Genomic DNA, 15,395 nt, shown 5'->3' with positions numbered 1-15,395 from the left:
TGGTCCGTGTGGTGCGTCCATTGCGGTGTCATGCGAATTGGTGTGGTCCATCTTCTTGTATGTTAGTGCTCGCCAGCTGGGAAAATACCGGCCCAATGGCCTCAGTCTCCCACCAGCGTCAGTCGGCTGGCACCGTTGCCGAGCGGGGTGACCTGGATCTGCACCGGGATGCGCTCGTGCATTTCCTGAATATGCGAGATCACGCCGACCCGACGCCCCTGTGCCTGCAGCCCATCCAGTGCCTCCATGGCAAGCGCCAGGGACTGCGGGTCGAGGCTGCCAAAGCCCTCGTCGATGAACAGCGATTCGATGGCGAGCTCGCCGGAGGCCATGGAGGCGAGCCCGAGGGCTAATGCCAGCGAGACGAGGAAGGTCTCGCCGCCGGAAAGCGAGTGCACCGAGCGCTGCTCATCGGCCATATCGTGATCCTCGACCAACAGACCGAGAGGGCTGCCACCCCGGCGCAGCCGGTAACGGGGGGCGAGGTTGCTGAGGTGTGAGTTGGCGTGGTCGAGCAGCAGCTCAAGATTGTAGGCCTGGGCGATGCGCCGGAAGGCCTTGCCGTCGGCGGAGCCGATCAGGGCGCTGATGCGCCCCCAGCGCTGCTGCTCGACGCGGGCGGCGTCTAGCTCTGCCTGGGCTTCCTGCTGGCGCATGCGGCGGCGGTCGTCGTCGCGCAGGGCGTGCACGGCATCGTCGCGGCTTTGCTGGGCGGCGGCCAGCTTGGGTGCGAGTTCGGCTTGCTCCTCGTCAAGCTGGGCCTGGCGGCGCTGAATTTCCTCCTCCGTGCACTCGCTCAAGAGGGCGTCGCTCTCGCGTTCATCCCTCTCATTCTCACCACCTTCCTTCTCACCACCCTCATCTCCACCACCCTCTGTGGCGCCATGCGGCAGTGATGCTTCTTCGCTTGCCAACCCCTGATTCTGGCGGTGCTCAAGCAGGGCCTGGCGGCGCTCGCTGAGGCTGGCATCACTGCGCTGGCGGGCGTGATCGGCCTCGCGAATCTCCTCTTCCTGGCGTTGGGCTTCGTCGTCTGGTTGCGCCAGCAAGTGGGCCAGGGTGTCGTCATCCAGTGATGGATTGGCGTGTCGCCATTCAGTTAGCTCTTGCTCCAGGGGCTCGCGTTCCTCGTGCAGTCTTTGAAGCTGAGTGGCTTCGTGGCTTTCCTGCTGTTTAAGCTCACCGAGTTTGCGCTGCGCCTCATGGCGTGTTGAAAGCGCCGTGTCTCGGGCATGGCGGGCGGTTGTCTCTTCGCTTTCCAGTTGCTGTTGCCAGGCATCGGCGGAGGCATGCTCGCCGAGCAGAGCCTTGAGCTGGCGGTCGGCCTCGTCACGCTCTTCTCTTAGCGGTGGAATCTGCTCGGCAAGGCTAGTCAGCTCCTTCTCGGCGGCGTCTTGCTTCGCTTTCAGTGGGCCGATTTCCCGCTCGTCATTGCGCAGTGCCTCTTGCAGCGGCGCAAGCTCGGCCTCGGCGCGGTTCAGGGCGTCCAGCGCCTGTTCATGGTGCTGACGGGCGCTGTCGCTTTGCTGTCGCTGCTTAATGAGCCAGTCATCGCGCTCGGCGGCATCGATGGCGTTGAGCTCTGCACTCAATGGCTGCTCGGCGAGGGCCTTCTGGGCCTTGGCCAGGCGCTGCTCGGCGGCGTGAAGGTCGCGTCGCTGCTGCTCAAGCGAGCTTTCCAGCGCTCGGTATTGCCCTAGCAGTTCATCACGGGCCTGTTGGGCCTTGTCATAGGCGCTCCGCGCTTCGTTGAGTTGGCGCTCCTCGTCGTCCTGTTGGGCCTTGAGCTGCGCGGCCTCGGGCGTGGCGGGCGGCTGGTGGCGCCAGGGGTGGTCGTGGCCGCCGCATACCGGGCAGGGTTCGTCTTCCTGAAGCTGCTCGCGTAGTTTGATCACGCTCTCGCTGCGCACGGCGCGATTGCGCTCGATAAAGGCCTGCACGCTCGAGTAATGCTGGTGTCGCTCGTCGAGTCGCTGACGGGCGGCCTTGCCCTGTTCCATGAGCCTGGCCTTGCGTGTCTCGTCGTCATCGAGGCGCTTGGCGAGGGCCTGCTGTTGCTCATGGGCCTGGGTGTTTTCCTGCCAGCGGCTTGCAAGCTCGCTCAAGGCCAGTTGACGACGCGCGGCCTGATCATGGGCCTGCTGCGCCGCTTGGCGGGCGGCACTCAGTTCGCTGTGCTCGCCCATCAGGTTTTTCAGCGTGGCTTGCCAGTCGTCGCGGCGTTGCTGGTGCTCCTGCTGCTTGCTCTCGGCCTGGCGGCGCGCCTCATTGAGCTGACTCACCTGGTGCTGGCGCTGCTGGTGCTCGGCTTCAAGCTTTGTCAGTTGCTGCGCCAGGTTGTCACGGCGCTGCGCCTGTTCACGGGCCTGACGGAGATGTGGCTCGGCCTCGCGACGGGCCTGGCTGGCATTCAACAGCGCCTGCTCGGCCTTTTCGCTCTCTTGAGTAGCGGCCTGCTCGGAGGCTTCGGCGTCTTCCCGCGCTTTCTGGGTGCGGGTGTGGGTCTCTTCGAGACGCCTGATTTTGCCGGGCAGTTCGGCCTGGCGGGCGAGGCGGTGACGCTTGGGGGCGATCAGGCGGCGCCACGCCTGGTCGCGGCGAGCGGGAGCGAGGGCCTGCCAGCGGACCTCGGCGTTGTGCTGCTGGGTCAGGCCCTGGCGATAGGCATCGTGAAGGCGCGCATCGTCATCGTGCCAGCGTTTCTGGGCCTTGAGCGATTCTTCCTGGGTTTGCAGGTGAGTGAGCGCTTGTTGGGTGGCCTTGGCGGCGTGTTCGAGTTCGGCGCGGGTCTCGGGGTCGGCGGGCTGGTCATCGGCCAGGTGGGCATTCAGCCTGGCGACCGCCTGATGCGCGGTCTTGGCCCGCTGGTAGGCGGCGATAGAAAGCTGTGAATACTCGGCGGTATCGGTGAGCTTCTCGAGCAGGTCGCTTCTGGCGTTGTCGTCGGCCTTGAGGAAGGCGGCGAACTCGCTCTGGGCAAGCATCACGGCGCGGGTGAACTGGTCGAAATTGAGCCCCAGCACGGCCGGAAGCTGGCGGTCGAACTCGCGTTTCTGGGCGGTCAGCAGGCGATCGGCATCCAGGTCAGTGAGCGATTGCTCCGCGCCCTGCAGGCGACCATCGGGCTTGCCACGGGCACGACGCACTGCCCAGCGAGCGCAGTAGCGGCGCCCATCGCGACCGAGGAAGTCGACCTCGGCATGGCCCTGACTGGCCCCGCGGCGCAGCAGGGTGCGGGGGTCGAAGCTGGTGACATCGGTGTCGCCGCTGTCCGGTACACGTGCCTGGTCCTGGCGGGCGCCACGCAGCCGCGGAGTATTGCCGTAAAGCGCCAGGCAGAGGGCGTCGAGCAGGGTACTCTTGCCGGCGCCGGTGGGGCCGGTGATGGCGAACAGGCCGGCATCCCTAAGGGGCGCGGCGGTGAAGTCGAGGGTCTGGCTGCCGGACAGTGAGGCGAGGTTCTCGAGACGGATGGCGAGAATCTTCATGCGTCTGCCTCCGCGTCCATCACATCCTGCACGAGCAGCGCAAAGTCGCGTTTTACCTGATCGTCGGCGGGCTCGCCGTACTCTTCTTCCCAGGCGCGGGCGAACAGCGCCTGGGGGCCGAGGCTATCCAGCGTCACCCGGCGCGATCCGGGCGCTTCGCCGCGGGCCTTGGGGTAGCGGGTGTGGATGCGCAGCAGGCGCAGGGCGCGACCTTCCAGCGCCGCATCGATGCGGCCACGCAGGTCGGGCTGCGGGCCATCCAGGTCGACGCGAACCTCGAGCCAGGGCCAGCGCTCGGTGGGCAACTCGGGGTCGTCTTCCACGGCATTGATCTCGGCAAGCACGCTCTCAAGCTCGGCCGGGCCCAGGCGAATCAGCGCCACGCTGCGCGGGATTGGCAGCGTTTCGGTACCGGCGAGGGCATCGCCCTGAAGCGTCACCTCGACCACCTGATGGGGGTAATCAACCTCGCTGAAGTCCAGCGGGATGGGGCTGCCGCTGTAGCGAATGCGCGGCTCACCGACCTGCTGCGGACGGTGCAGATGCCCAAGCGCCACGTAGGAGATGTCGTCAGGGAAAAGACTCGCCGAGAGCGATTCCTCACCGCCGATCACGATCGGCCGCTCGCTGCCCTCAGAAACAGCCGCGCCGCGCAGGTGAGCATGGCTCATGGCGATCAGGGCCTGATCAGGCTCTCGCTTTTCTCGGGCGGCATTGATCAGCTGTTCATGGACGGCACCGATGCCGGCGACGTAGTCATTGCGCTCATTGGCGCCATTGCTCTCACTGTCTCTGGCCGTGAGGCCCTTGCGGCCGGTCACCTCGGCCGGGCGCAGGAAGGGCAACGCCAGGCACCAGGCGCGGGTCTCGCCGTCGCTATCGGTGAGGGGCACGAGCAGACGCTCGGCGTCGAGCTCGCCATCGTCTCGCCAGTGCACGCGGCCCAGGGCATGGGTATTCAAGCGCCGCATCAGGGGGGCGGGCAGCTCGACCCGGTTGCCGCTGTCGTGGTTGCCGGCGATCAACACGATATCCAGGGCCGGCAGGCGTTGGTGGGCCTCGACGATAAAATCGTAAAGGAGCTCCTGCGCCTTGAGTGATGGGTTGACCACATCGAACAGGTCGCCGGCGACCAGCAGGGCGTCAGCCTGGCGGGCGATCAGGGTCTCGAGCAGCCAGGCGAGAAAGGCCTGGTGCTCGACGTGGCGCTCCTGGCCGTGAAAGGTCTGGCCGAGGTGCCAGTCCGAGGTGTGAATCAGCTTCAAGGCGGGCTCCGCGGCGTCCATGAATGGCAGGCCACTATCATACTGCCGATGGGCCCTGCGCTGCAGGGGGCTTGCCGCTTTCACGATCAGACGAGCGTGGATTCAGCGTCTAGGGCCTCGGAGAATTCCCGTTTCGCGAGGCTTGCAAAGGCGTGCCATGTGAACTTGACTAAAGGTTAGTTGCCATGGGTCCAGACTCTGCTAACTAAGCTCGCTGACGGCATCTGAGCAACGTTCTTCGGTCCCACACCTGTTTCTAATGTGGTGCCTAAAGTTTGAGGCATTGGTTTTATTGGCCGGACAGCACATCACCCGCGCACAACAACCACACAACACGCGAACAGAAGTAAGGATTCAGCCTATGATCACTAATCCGCTGACCAGCAAGCGCCCCGACAACCTTGGCATCCATGATGGCCATCTCGCCGACTGCGATGACTGGCATAGTAGCGTCTCCAGCGAGGCCGAGGATGCGACGCATCATGTTGACCCCATTCAGCTTGGTGATCGCACACCGGCGCAACTAATGAAGCGGCTGCAGACGGCGATTGCCGGCTGCGAACAGGCCGAGGTGGTTACCGCGACCGACACCTACCTGCACGCGGAATGCCATTCGCCGCTGGGCTTCATCGACGATCTGGAATTCTTCTGGTCGGAAGACGATGGCGTCTGCCATGTGCGCAGCGCCTCGCGTCTCGGCTTGACCGACCTGGGCAAGAACCGCGCCCGAGTCGAGAAGATTCGCATGCTGCTCGAAGGCTGGGGCTTCTGCGATTGATACGGAATCCTTGATCGGTACGCGTTCTGGGATTGATGCCATCAGCATTAAAAGGATAGACAGCGTTACGACCACAGGTAGCGTTACAACGACAGACGATTCACCGGTGATGAGCTGGCCCTTGTCAGCCGGGCTGCACGGCTGGGACATGACGCCAAGAGAGGCGGTTGCCTTGCAGAAGCGACTGGCGGTTCAGGTGGTGCATGACGATCGGATCGGCGAGGTTACCTGTATTGCCGGTGTGGATATTGGTTTCGAAGACGGCGGCGCGACCACTCGCGCCGCCGTTGTCGTTTTGGCCTGGCCTGGTCTTTGCGTGCTCGAGGAGGTCGTGCATCGCGAGCCTACCCGCTTTCCCTATGTGCCTGGCTTGCTGGCCTTCCGTGAGCTGCCGGCGGCACTTGCGGCTTTCTCGCTCCTTTCGCGACGTCCCGACCTGGTGATGGTTGATGGTCAGGGTATCGCTCACCCGCGACGGCTCGGCATAGCCAGCCACTTGGGATTATGGCTAGAGTTGCCCACCATCGGTATCGCCAAGACGCGGCTGTGTGGTCGCCACGATGAGGTGCCCGCCAGTCGTGGCGACTGGACGCCGCTTGTCGATGGTGATGACGTCATTGGTGGCGTGTTGCGTTCACGGGTCGGCATCAAACCGGTCTTTGTGTCACCGGGCCATCGTGTGTCGCTTGCCACGGCGCTCGATTGGACAGTGGCCTGCCTAGGCCGCACCAAGCTGCCTGAGCCGACACGGCTTGCCGATCGCCTGGCCTCGCGGCGAGATCGAAGACGGGCCGGCGGTTGAGTCCTTGCCAGGTTAAGCCTGCTGCGCTGTCTGATTCATCGTGCATCACCCACCCTGTACCGCCCTGAAGGTGGGTTGATCGGCTACACTGTCGTTTCTTCTTCTTTTTCTGCTCCGAGCTGCCGATGACCTCCGCTTCTTACACTGCTCCTACCGTTATTGGCCAGCATGCTCTTGCCAATCGTGCCCTTGCCGAGAAAGCCCTTGCGGCATCCCGTGCCTGGACCGAAACCTTTGTGGTGGGGCACAACCTTTGCCCCTTCGCCGGTCGCGAGGTAGAACGCGATACGATCCGCTACGTGGCGGTGTCCGCTCATGACTGGAACGAGACCCTGGGCGCGCTGCTCGACGAGTGCCGTCGGTTGGATGAAGACAAAAGCTTTGCCACGACACTGCTGGTGTTAAGCGACGGGGTGAACGACTTCGATGACTACCTGGATTTGCTGGGGGTCGCCGAGGCGCTCTTCGAGGAACAGGGTTACGAGGGCGTCTATCAGTTGGCGAGCTTTCATCCGGACTACTGCTTCGATGGTGTCGAGGAAGACGATCCCGCCAATTACACCAATCGCTCGCCCTGGCCGATGCTGCATCTGCTGCGCGAGGATGCCATTGCCGAGGCGTTGGCTCACTATCCCGATCCGGAGGCCATTCCCGAGCGCAACGCCGCCGCGATGACGGCCTTGGGTGGTGACGCTCTGGCGAGCCAGTTGGCCGAGTTGACGAAGGCCGGTGAGCCACGCACTTGAAAGATGGCACTTGATTCCCTCTGCCATCGTCGCCATTGATAGGGTAGACGAAGGATTTCCCGGGCTTTCATCCAGAAAGCCTGACTTCACAGGAGGTGACATGACGCAGATCACCCGTGCTGGTACTCCCGTCGACGTCGACGGCGACTTGCCCCAGAGCGGTCAGACGGCTCCGGCCTTTACCCTGACGAACCAGGCTCTGGATGACGTGACCCTTGCCGACTATGCCGGCAAGCGCAAGGTTCTGAACATTATCCCAAGCGTTGATACGCCGACCTGCGCTACCTCGACGCGCAAGTTCAACGAATACGCGTCGAAGCTGGATAACACCGTGGTGATGGTGGTCTCGGCCGACCTGCCATTCGCCGCCAGGCGATTCTGTGGCGCCGAGGGTCTGGATGACGTCGAGACGCTATCGACCTTTCGTCACCCCGAGTTTCACCGTGCCTACGGTGTTGCGCTCTCGAGTGGCCCCATGGCCGGCCTGACGGCCAGGGCGGTGGTGGTGCTCGACGAGCAGGATCAGGTGATTCACAGTCAGCTGGTCGGCGAGCTGAAGGACGAACCCGATTATCAGGCGGCCATGGACGCGCTGGGGTAATCACTGAGGCCAAGCCAATACTTGGGTGTCAGGCATGCCCCGTTTCGTGGGGATGATCCCTGGGGCATGCCGAATGCACCGATGCATGAGTCTGTACCTTCATCATCCGTGAGCATCTTTACGAGCAGCACTATCTCTATAAGGAGGCAGTATGAGCATCAAGAAGACAGGTTCCGCAGAATGGCAAGGTAGCCTGAAAGAGGGCAAGGGCACGGTCTCGACCGAAAGTGGCGCGCTTTCATCCACCCCCTACGGCTTCAAGCAGCGCTTCGAAGGCGAGGCGGGTACCAACCCCGAAGAGCTGATCGGTGCCGCCCACTCCAGCTGTTTTTCCATGGCGTTTTCGATGATGCTTGGTGAGGCCGGTCTCGAGCCCGAGAGCATCAAGACCGAGGCGACCGTGAGTCTTGATCAGGATGACAGCGGCTTCACTATTTCCGCCGTGCACCTGTCCTGTGTGGCGAAGATTCCTGGCGCCGATCAGGCAACGTTCGATGATGCTGCCAACAAGGCCAAGGACGGTTGCCCGGTCTCCAAGCTGTTCAATGCCAATATCACGCTGGATGCGCGCCTGGAAGGCTAACGCCTGTTCCCCGCGCTGATTTGGCCTGTTTGTTCGAAAAGCCAAGAACAGAAAGCTGCGGCAGACACCGGGTAGCAGACACGAATAGTCGCGAGCGGCGCGGACAGTGAATAAGCAGTTGCAAGATGGTTAGCACAAGACGGCCATCCCGGTTAACCGGGGTGGCCGTTGTCGTTAGGGGGGGGCCAGGCAATGCTGGGTGGCGCCGGAAAACGCTCAGGATGAGGCCTTGACCAGAGCGCGGATCAGGCGTTGCTGGGGGCGGTTGAAGATCAACCATTCAGGATGCCATTGCACGCCGATAAGGAAATCATGCTTACGGGATTCTATCCCCTGCACCAGGCCGTCTCGGTCGCGGGCGACAATCGCGATGCCATCGCCTGCCTCCTGAACCGCCTGGTGATGCAGGCTGTTGATGCGACACCAGCTGACGTCGAGGATGCGGTGCAGCAGGCTGTCGGCGACGATATCGACGGTCTTGCGCGGTAGCACGGTACGCCGGCGCTTTAGCCCTTCATAGGTGGTGTAGATGTCGGCGTCCAGCGTGCCGCCCAGATAGACATTGATGAGCTGAGCCCCGCGACAGATACCGAGCACCGGGCAGTGTGTCGGAATGAAACGCTCCAGCAGGTCAAGCTCGAGGGCGTCACGATCGGGGTCGACGCGTACATCGAGTTGCACTTCGCCGCCATACAGCTTGGCTTCGATATCATCGCCGCCGCCGATGATGAGACCGTCGAGCTTCTCTGGCACCGGACGTGAGGGAGACAGCCGCAGAGGGCGTCCTCCATGACGCCATACCGCCAGCCAGTCGAAAAACCAGGCAAGACGGCTCTTGCGGTCAGAGGTGGTGATGCCGATCAGAGGTCGGGTCATTCGTCCTTCATCCAATGCTTGAGCCGCTCAAGCCAGCGTGTCATGGGCGAGCGGGAATGAAAATTGAGGTATTCATTGGCACGTTCGGCAAGCCGCTCGGTATCGGCGGCAAGACGTTCTACGGCTAGCCAGCGGTCCCATTCCACCACCGAGCCCCAGTCCGTTGCCGACAGGTGGGCATTGGGCAGGCGATAGTGGAAGGTGGGTCGTGGCTTGACCAGTTCGTTCTTGAACAGGCCGTGGGGATGGTCCGGGCGCAGCCAGGCGAAAAGCGGCAACATGTCGAGCTCGCGGTTGCGCGTCGGGTTGTCGTGCAGGTAGTCGTTGATCAGGGTGTCGAGGTCCGGTGCATAATCCGGGTCGAGTATCTTCAGGGCGTACGCCTTGGGAAAGGGGTTGGCGTGCGGCAGCACTTCCCGTGTGATATCGATGTCAATCTGATCGCGCAGCCATGGCGCGAGCAACAGATAGGCCCGCAGGTGAGCAAGCAGACTGTCGGCATCAGTACCGGGGACCTCGGGGTTGAGATGCAACCCGAAGCCATAGAGCAGGCTATCGTCCGTGCCCTTGGCGCCATGGCGGCGCAATGCACCGAACAAGGCATCGAGCTCGCCGAGCTCATTCCAGGCCACTGGCGGACAGACGATCTCGGTAGGCACCAGGCCGGCCACCACATCACCCAAAAGCTCACGGGAACGGGTGTGAAGCTCGATGTGCCACTGATGACGCTGGCGCGCCCATTCATCGTCGCTACTCGGTAGTGCGGAGGTGACCTTGTCATCCGGGTGCACCATCTTGGCATCGAGCTCGATGGTGAACTCCCCCCAGCGAGTGTTGTCGACGCGCCAGCGATGGGGGTTGAGCGCGATGACCTGGCCACCGAACTGCTCTGCCACCAGGTTCGCCGCTGCCGCAGGCGAGACGCAAGCAAACTCTATCTCGACGCCGACACGGCGGAGACTGCCTTCCCAGTTGGTAGTAACAGGGGGCGATTGCGGATCCATGCGGCACTCCCGTAAGCCTGAATTGGCTGATCTAGCCTATCATATCTCGACCGGCCGCCGGCCAGGGCGGCCACCGCTTGTCGGTGAGTGGTGACGGGGTGCCTTGGCGCAGTCATTCCTTTACCCTTACGGCCCGGGCCCTCCTGCCCTGCCGGTGACTCACTGGCGTCTTTTCACTGTCAGTTACGTCGGGAGTCTTCATGTCCTCGCCTGCACCGCGCTCTGTGCTTGTCAGTCAACGGTTGATCTGGGGGCTGGTCGTCCTTTTGACGATGCTGCTGGTGCCCTCCATGGCGAATGCTCAGGCGGGGCTCGGACTTACGGGGCTTGCCGGCGACTCGTCCTCAAGCGAGCCGGACCCCAAGGCGGTCGTCGAATCACTGGATACCGTGATCGCGACGCTGGATAACGCGGAAAAGAGAGGCGCGTTGCTCGAAGAGCTGAAGGCACTGCGCGAGAGTGCCGCTCAGGTCGAGGGGAGCGATGTCGAGGCGGGGCCTCAGGGGCTGTTGGGTGCCTTGGCGGATACCTTCACCGAGCTTGGCGACCAGGCAGAAGGGGGGAAGTCGCCGTGGGAGTTATGGCAGCAGCGACTGATTCAGGCATGGCAGGATGTGGGCGAGCTGGCAAGCAATGCCGGTAATGTCGAACTATTTCGCCTGGCTGTCGAAGCCTCGGTGATGCTGTCGGTTTGGGTCGGGTTACTGCTGTTACTGATGGCTCTGGTACGGTCGCTGGCGCGACGCTTCGGTTTACCGCTGGAACTGCCACGTGAGCCCAAGGCGTGGCTACTGGGCGTGCATTTTCTGCGGCGTTTGCTGCCCTGGGTGGTCGCTTTTGCCACGATGCTTGCGGTATCGCAGTTCATGACCCCCAACGCGGCCGTGAGCCTTGCGCTGGTGACGGCCTATGTGGCGCTCTGTGGGCGCCTGCTGTCATCGCTCTGCGAGGTCGTCTTCTCGGCCTTCACTCGCGGGCATCGCTACATCGCCGTTCGCTATCTGCGCACCCGAGCGCTGAAGCGGCTGTTCCTTATCGGGGCATTGCTGGCACTGGGTGATGCGTTGGATTCCGGACGCTTGATTGCCCAACTGGGTAGCGACCTGGCCGGCTTCCTGTCGATGGTCACCAACTTGCTGGCGGCGTTGATCAGTGGTGGCTTCATCCTGCGCTTCAAGCAGCCGATCAAGCATCTGATCCGCAACCGCCCCTATTCGCAACGCAAGGCGCACAGCACCACCAATGATGTGGTGCGCGTGATAGGTGGACTCTGGCATGTGCCGGCTCTGCTGCTGGTAGGGGTGTCATTGATGGCGCTGGTGGTCACCGTGGGAGATGCTGGCGGGGCGCTGCCCCGGGCGATTGGAACGGCAGCGCTGCTGATCCTGACGCTGGTGGTGACGGGGCTGTTGCGTCGTTATGGCATGGCTCTCGAGGGGCGCAAGCGGGTGTCGCAGTATCGTCGGCGACTGGAGCGTGTCGGCTATGCCTTGGCGCACATGCTGTGCTGGGCCATCTTTGCCGAGCTGTCGATGCGGGTATGGGGCAGCTCGCTGCTTGGCGTCGGCCAGGATGCAGCCGGGGCGCGGATCGGTCAGGCGCTGATTGGCATCGGTGTCACGCTGCTGGTGGCCTGGCTGGCCTGGATATTTGCCGATACGGCCATCCAGCGAGCGTTGTTGCGTTCGGCGCGTTCCCGCGGGCGCCGGGGCAATAGTTCCCGGGCGCAGACCATTACGCCACTGATCCGTAATGTGATCTTCGCCACCATCGTGGTGATTGCCTCAATCGTGGCGCTGGCCAACCTGGGCGTGAATGTCACGCCGCTGCTGGCCGGTGCCGGTGTGATCGGCCTGGCGATCGGCTTCGGTGCCCAGACGCTGGTGCAGGATCTGATCACGGGCATCTTCATCCTCATCGAGGATTCGCTGGCGATCGATGATTTCGTCAAGCTCGGCGGTCATCTGGGCACCGTCGAAGGGCTGACCCTGCGCACGGTGCGCCTGCGTGATATCGATGGCATCGTGCACACCATCACCTTCAGCCAGATCCAGTCGATTCACAACATGTCTCGCCAGTACGGCATCGCCTTGATGCGCCTGCGTATTCCCCATGCGATGAAGATCGACGATGGCATCACCCTGGTGCGCGAGATCGTCAATGAACTCCGCCATGACCCCGTGATGCGCCATAACATCTGGTCGCCGCTCGAGATGCAGGGCATCGAGAGCTTCCAGGAGGGGGCGGCTGTACTGCGGATGCACATGCGCACCGCGCCTGCCATGCAGTGGGACGTGGCGCGCGCCGTTAACCTGCGCTTCAAGCAGCGCCTGGAAGAAGATGGCCTGGAGGTCGCCATGCCGCGCTTGAGCGTTCAGATGGCAGGCCAGAGCGGCGAGACGCTGGACGGAGAGGCGCCGGAGCAGGATGGGGCGGATGCGGCCTCTGGACGTGATGTGCTGGGCCGCTCGCCCGGAGAGGCCGGACGTGTCGTGCCGCCTGGTGGGCAACGCCACAAGGGCTCGCCGGGTGAAGGCTAGCGGCTCGGGACGAGCAGCGAAGCCAGAGGCGGCATAGCGCCGCCCCGATGGCCGCGGCCCCCAGCAGCAACACGGCCAACAGTCAGGGCGCGACGTTAGCCGGCGGCCAGGGCGATAAAGAAGCCCGCGATGGTGGCCGACATCAAGTTGGAGAGAGTGCCCGCCAGCACGGCCTTCACGCCGAAGCGGGCGATCTCGTGACGGCGCCCGGGGGCGAGGCTGCCAAGTCCACCAAGCAGAATGGCGATCGAGGACAGGTTGGCGAAGCCGCAGAGGGCAAAGGACAGGATGGCCACCGTGTGCGACGACATCGCTGCTCCGGTCGCGGCGACCATCTTTTCACCCTCGATGTAGGGCGCCAGGTTGATGTAGGCGACGAACTCGTTGACCACCAGTTTCTGGCCGATGAAGGAGCCGGCCAGGGTGGCCTCTTCCCAGGGAATGCCGAGCAGGAAAGCCAGTGGCGAGAACAGCCAGCCCAGCAGCTGCTCCAGGCTCAGCGATGCCATGCCGAACCAGCCGCCGACACCGCCGATGATGCCGTTGACCAGCGCGATCAGGCCGATGAAGGCCAGCAGCATGGCACCGACATTGGCGGCCAGGCGCATGCCGGAGCTGGCGCCTGTGGCGGCGGCGTCCAGCACGTTGGCCGGTTTGTCCTCGTCCTCGATGTGCTGAATGGCGTCGGGGTCATCATCCTTGGGTGTCTCGGTCTCCGGCATCAGCAGCTTGGCGAACAGCAGGCCGCCCGGCGCCGCCATGAAGGAGGCCGCAACAAGATATTCCATGGGAATGCCCAGCGCCGCATAGCCGGCCAGCACCGAGCCTGCCACTGACGCCAGGCCGCCACACATGACGGCGAACAGCTGCGAGGAGGTCATGTTGTTGATGAAAGGACGCACGACCAGCGGCGCTTCGGTCTGGCCAACGAAGATGTTGGCGGTGGCCGACAGCGACTCGGTGCGCGAGGTGCCGAGCAGCTTCTGCAGCGCGCCGCCGAGCAGGCGGATTACCCACTGCATGATGCCCAGGTAGTAGAGCACTGCGATCAGCGACGAGAAGAAGATGATGACCGGCAGCACCTTGATGGCGAAGACGAAGCCTACGGCTGATGGATCAGCGAGCCCGCCGAACAGGAAGTCGATGCCATCGTTGGCATAACTCACGACCTGGCTGACCGCATCCGAGATGGTCTTGAGCACGGCCTGGCCAAACGGCACATATAGCACGAAAGCACCGATACCCGCCTGGATGGCGAAGGCGCCACCCACGGTACGCAGGCGGATGGCGCGACGGTTGGTGGAAAACGTAAGGGCGATCAGGATGAGCGTCGCCATCCCCACCAGGCTCATGATTATGGTCATGGGAAGTCCTTCATGGCAGCGAATGCGGCCCGTGCCACTGGTCGGAACGGGAGATGGGTACGGGCCAGGGGATTACAGGAAGTTGTACTTGAGCGTGTAGATAATGGCGTTCTGGTAATCTTCTGGGCTGCCCAGCTTGTTATCCGAATAACGGTACTGAACGCCGGCAGTCACACTTGAAAGTGGGTGCCACCATAATGAAACCGCTCCGTTGGTGCCAACGCTTTCCGCCTTGCCACCGACATAGTTCTGGTCGAGATAGTCGTCGTCGCGGTTGAAGGTCTGTTCATGCCAGTTAGTCAGACTGAACGGCTGGCCCATGGCCTCGAAGTCATAGCCCAGTACCCAGCCGGCCATGTAGCCATTCATGCCGGTATAGCCGTCACTCTGAACACGTGCCGCGCCGAGGAAGGGCTTGAACCACAAGCCGTTATCGAAGATGTGGATATAGCCGACACCGAGAACCTGATCCTGCTCACGACCGTTGTAGCCATAGTCGCGGAAATCGTAGACGTGGGCGTAAATCGTGAAGGGCGACTCACCCAGGTAGAGGTGGGAGGTCAGTTTCCCGGCGGTGCGCAGGTTGTCCTTGCCACCGCTCTTCTCATCGAACTGATCGTTACCTGGATTCTCCAGGTCGAGGAAACCGTAGACCTCGCCCCAGCTGAAGCCTGCACCACCCTCGAGCTCGAGATAGGTGAAGTCACTCTTGGCGGCGTTGGTCGACGTTCGGGTCTCGGTTCCCTCTGACCAGTCGAGATAGTTCACCGATACATTGGCGAAGGACCAGAGCGGGTCCATGTCTGCTGCCTGCAGCGGCGCACTGGAAAATGCCAGTAAGGCGCTCGTGCCGAGAAGGGGGAGGGCACTGCGCAAAGAAAGGGCGGACATAAAGGGGTTGCCTTGATATGACTTTTTTGTGAGAGCGTCAGGGCACTCATGGGAGGAGCAGGTGTCTGCTGATGGCATAATACCAAAGGAGATTGAGCGCCTAATAATTTTTCGTACAAACGCTAGTTTGCTCTTTCTCTTGTTCCCACGATGAGCGCGATGTCTGGGTTGGACGTGCCAGGCTGTTGCAGGCGGCAAGACGTGGCCTGCCAGACCTGAGCTGCATGCTCGGAAGTTTCTCAACGGCCTCCTTTAACGTTTTCATCGCCTGCTTGATGTCATTCAGCGCCCCACGCCTGGCCTTATCAGCGTGTCGAGCCGCCTCCCTGTGCGCTTTCTGCGACACCCTGCGACAAATCGTCACTGTCGCGGGGATGTCATATCTCCGAGGATACGCGGTCAATGTAGCCAGACCTTTGTAGTAGCCGAGTGTTTGCTCAAAAGGTCTGGCTGCGGT

Annotated in this window: 12 protein-coding genes; 6 read left to right on the top strand and 6 right to left on the bottom strand. The window is 62.7% G+C overall.

The window, feature by feature from the left end:
• Positions 1-101: 101 nt before the first annotated feature.
• Both HF027_RS01120 and HF027_RS01115 read right to left on the bottom strand, forming a co-directional pair.
• Entirely contained in the window at positions 102-3,488 is a 3,387-nt protein-coding gene (locus HF027_RS01120) for an AAA family ATPase (protein ID WP_168012048.1), read from the bottom strand.
• The gene (locus HF027_RS01115; protein WP_168012046.1) at positions 3,485-4,753 is read right to left on the bottom strand and encodes an exonuclease SbcCD subunit D C-terminal domain-containing protein; all 1,269 of its coding nucleotides are present in this window, start codon (positions 4,751-4,753) and stop codon (positions 3,485-3,487) included. The genes HF027_RS01120 and HF027_RS01115 overlap by 4 nt, the downstream gene beginning before the upstream one ends.
• 361 nt (positions 4,754-5,114) lie before the next feature.
• Here HF027_RS01115 and HF027_RS01110 point away from each other — a divergent pair, with 361 nt between their 5' ends.
• The 5 genes from HF027_RS01110 to HF027_RS01090 all read left to right on the top strand — a co-directional run bounded on the left by HF027_RS01110 (position 5,115) and on the right by HF027_RS01090 (position 8,263).
• Complete coding sequence (locus tag HF027_RS01110) at positions 5,115-5,531, top strand: DUF1499 domain-containing protein (protein ID WP_168012044.1); 417 nt, start codon at positions 5,115-5,117, stop codon at positions 5,529-5,531.
• Positions 5,532-5,640: 109 nt separating this feature from the next.
• On the top strand, positions 5,641-6,333 hold the full coding sequence (gene nfi, locus HF027_RS01105) for a deoxyribonuclease V (protein WP_245184393.1): 693 nt from the start codon (positions 5,641-5,643) through the stop codon (positions 6,331-6,333).
• A gap of 125 nt (positions 6,334-6,458) precedes the next feature.
• Complete coding sequence (locus HF027_RS01100; RefSeq protein WP_168012042.1) at positions 6,459-7,079, top strand: DUF1415 domain-containing protein; 621 nt, start codon at positions 6,459-6,461, stop codon at positions 7,077-7,079.
• A 100-nt stretch (positions 7,080-7,179) separates the two neighbouring features.
• Positions 7,180-7,680, top strand: a complete 501-nt coding sequence (gene tpx, locus HF027_RS01095; RefSeq protein ID WP_168012040.1) for a thiol peroxidase — start codon at positions 7,180-7,182, stop codon at positions 7,678-7,680.
• A 151-nt stretch (positions 7,681-7,831) separates the two neighbouring features.
• The gene (locus tag HF027_RS01090; RefSeq protein ID WP_136253390.1) at positions 7,832-8,263 is read left to right on the top strand and encodes an OsmC family protein; all 432 of its coding nucleotides are present in this window, start codon (positions 7,832-7,834) and stop codon (positions 8,261-8,263) included.
• A 216-nt stretch (positions 8,264-8,479) separates the two neighbouring features.
• Here the strand turns inward: HF027_RS01090 and HF027_RS01085 are convergent, their stop codons facing one another.
• The gene (locus HF027_RS01085) at positions 8,480-9,139 is read right to left on the bottom strand and encodes a gamma-glutamyl-gamma-aminobutyrate hydrolase family protein (RefSeq protein ID WP_168012039.1); all 660 of its coding nucleotides are present in this window, start codon (positions 9,137-9,139) and stop codon (positions 8,480-8,482) included.
• Positions 9,136-10,143, bottom strand: coding sequence for an amidoligase family protein (locus HF027_RS01080; RefSeq protein ID WP_168012037.1), 1,008 nt, complete (start codon positions 10,141-10,143; stop codon positions 9,136-9,138). The genes HF027_RS01085 and HF027_RS01080 overlap by 4 nt, the downstream gene beginning before the upstream one ends.
• A gap of 200 nt (positions 10,144-10,343) precedes the next feature.
• On the opposite strand from HF027_RS01080, the gene HF027_RS01075 reads away from it, so the two are divergent.
• On the top strand, positions 10,344-12,683 hold the full coding sequence (locus tag HF027_RS01075) for a mechanosensitive ion channel family protein (RefSeq protein WP_168012036.1): 2,340 nt from the start codon (positions 10,344-10,346) through the stop codon (positions 12,681-12,683).
• A gap of 95 nt (positions 12,684-12,778) precedes the next feature.
• Here HF027_RS01075 and HF027_RS01070 read toward each other — a convergent pair whose 3' ends face one another.
• Positions 12,779-14,047, bottom strand: coding sequence for a NupC/NupG family nucleoside CNT transporter (locus HF027_RS01070; RefSeq protein ID WP_168012034.1), 1,269 nt, complete (start codon positions 14,045-14,047; stop codon positions 12,779-12,781).
• A 72-nt stretch (positions 14,048-14,119) separates the two neighbouring features.
• On the bottom strand, positions 14,120-14,938 hold the full coding sequence (locus tag HF027_RS01065; protein WP_168012033.1) for an outer membrane protein OmpK: 819 nt from the start codon (positions 14,936-14,938) through the stop codon (positions 14,120-14,122).
• Positions 14,939-15,395 lie beyond the last annotated feature (457 nt).

It is taken from the genome of Halomonas salinarum, from assembly GCF_012062845.1.
Lineage (GTDB): Bacteria > Pseudomonadota > Gammaproteobacteria > Pseudomonadales > Halomonadaceae > Onishia > Onishia salinarum.
This window is presented reverse-complemented; position numbering and strand designations above follow the sequence as displayed.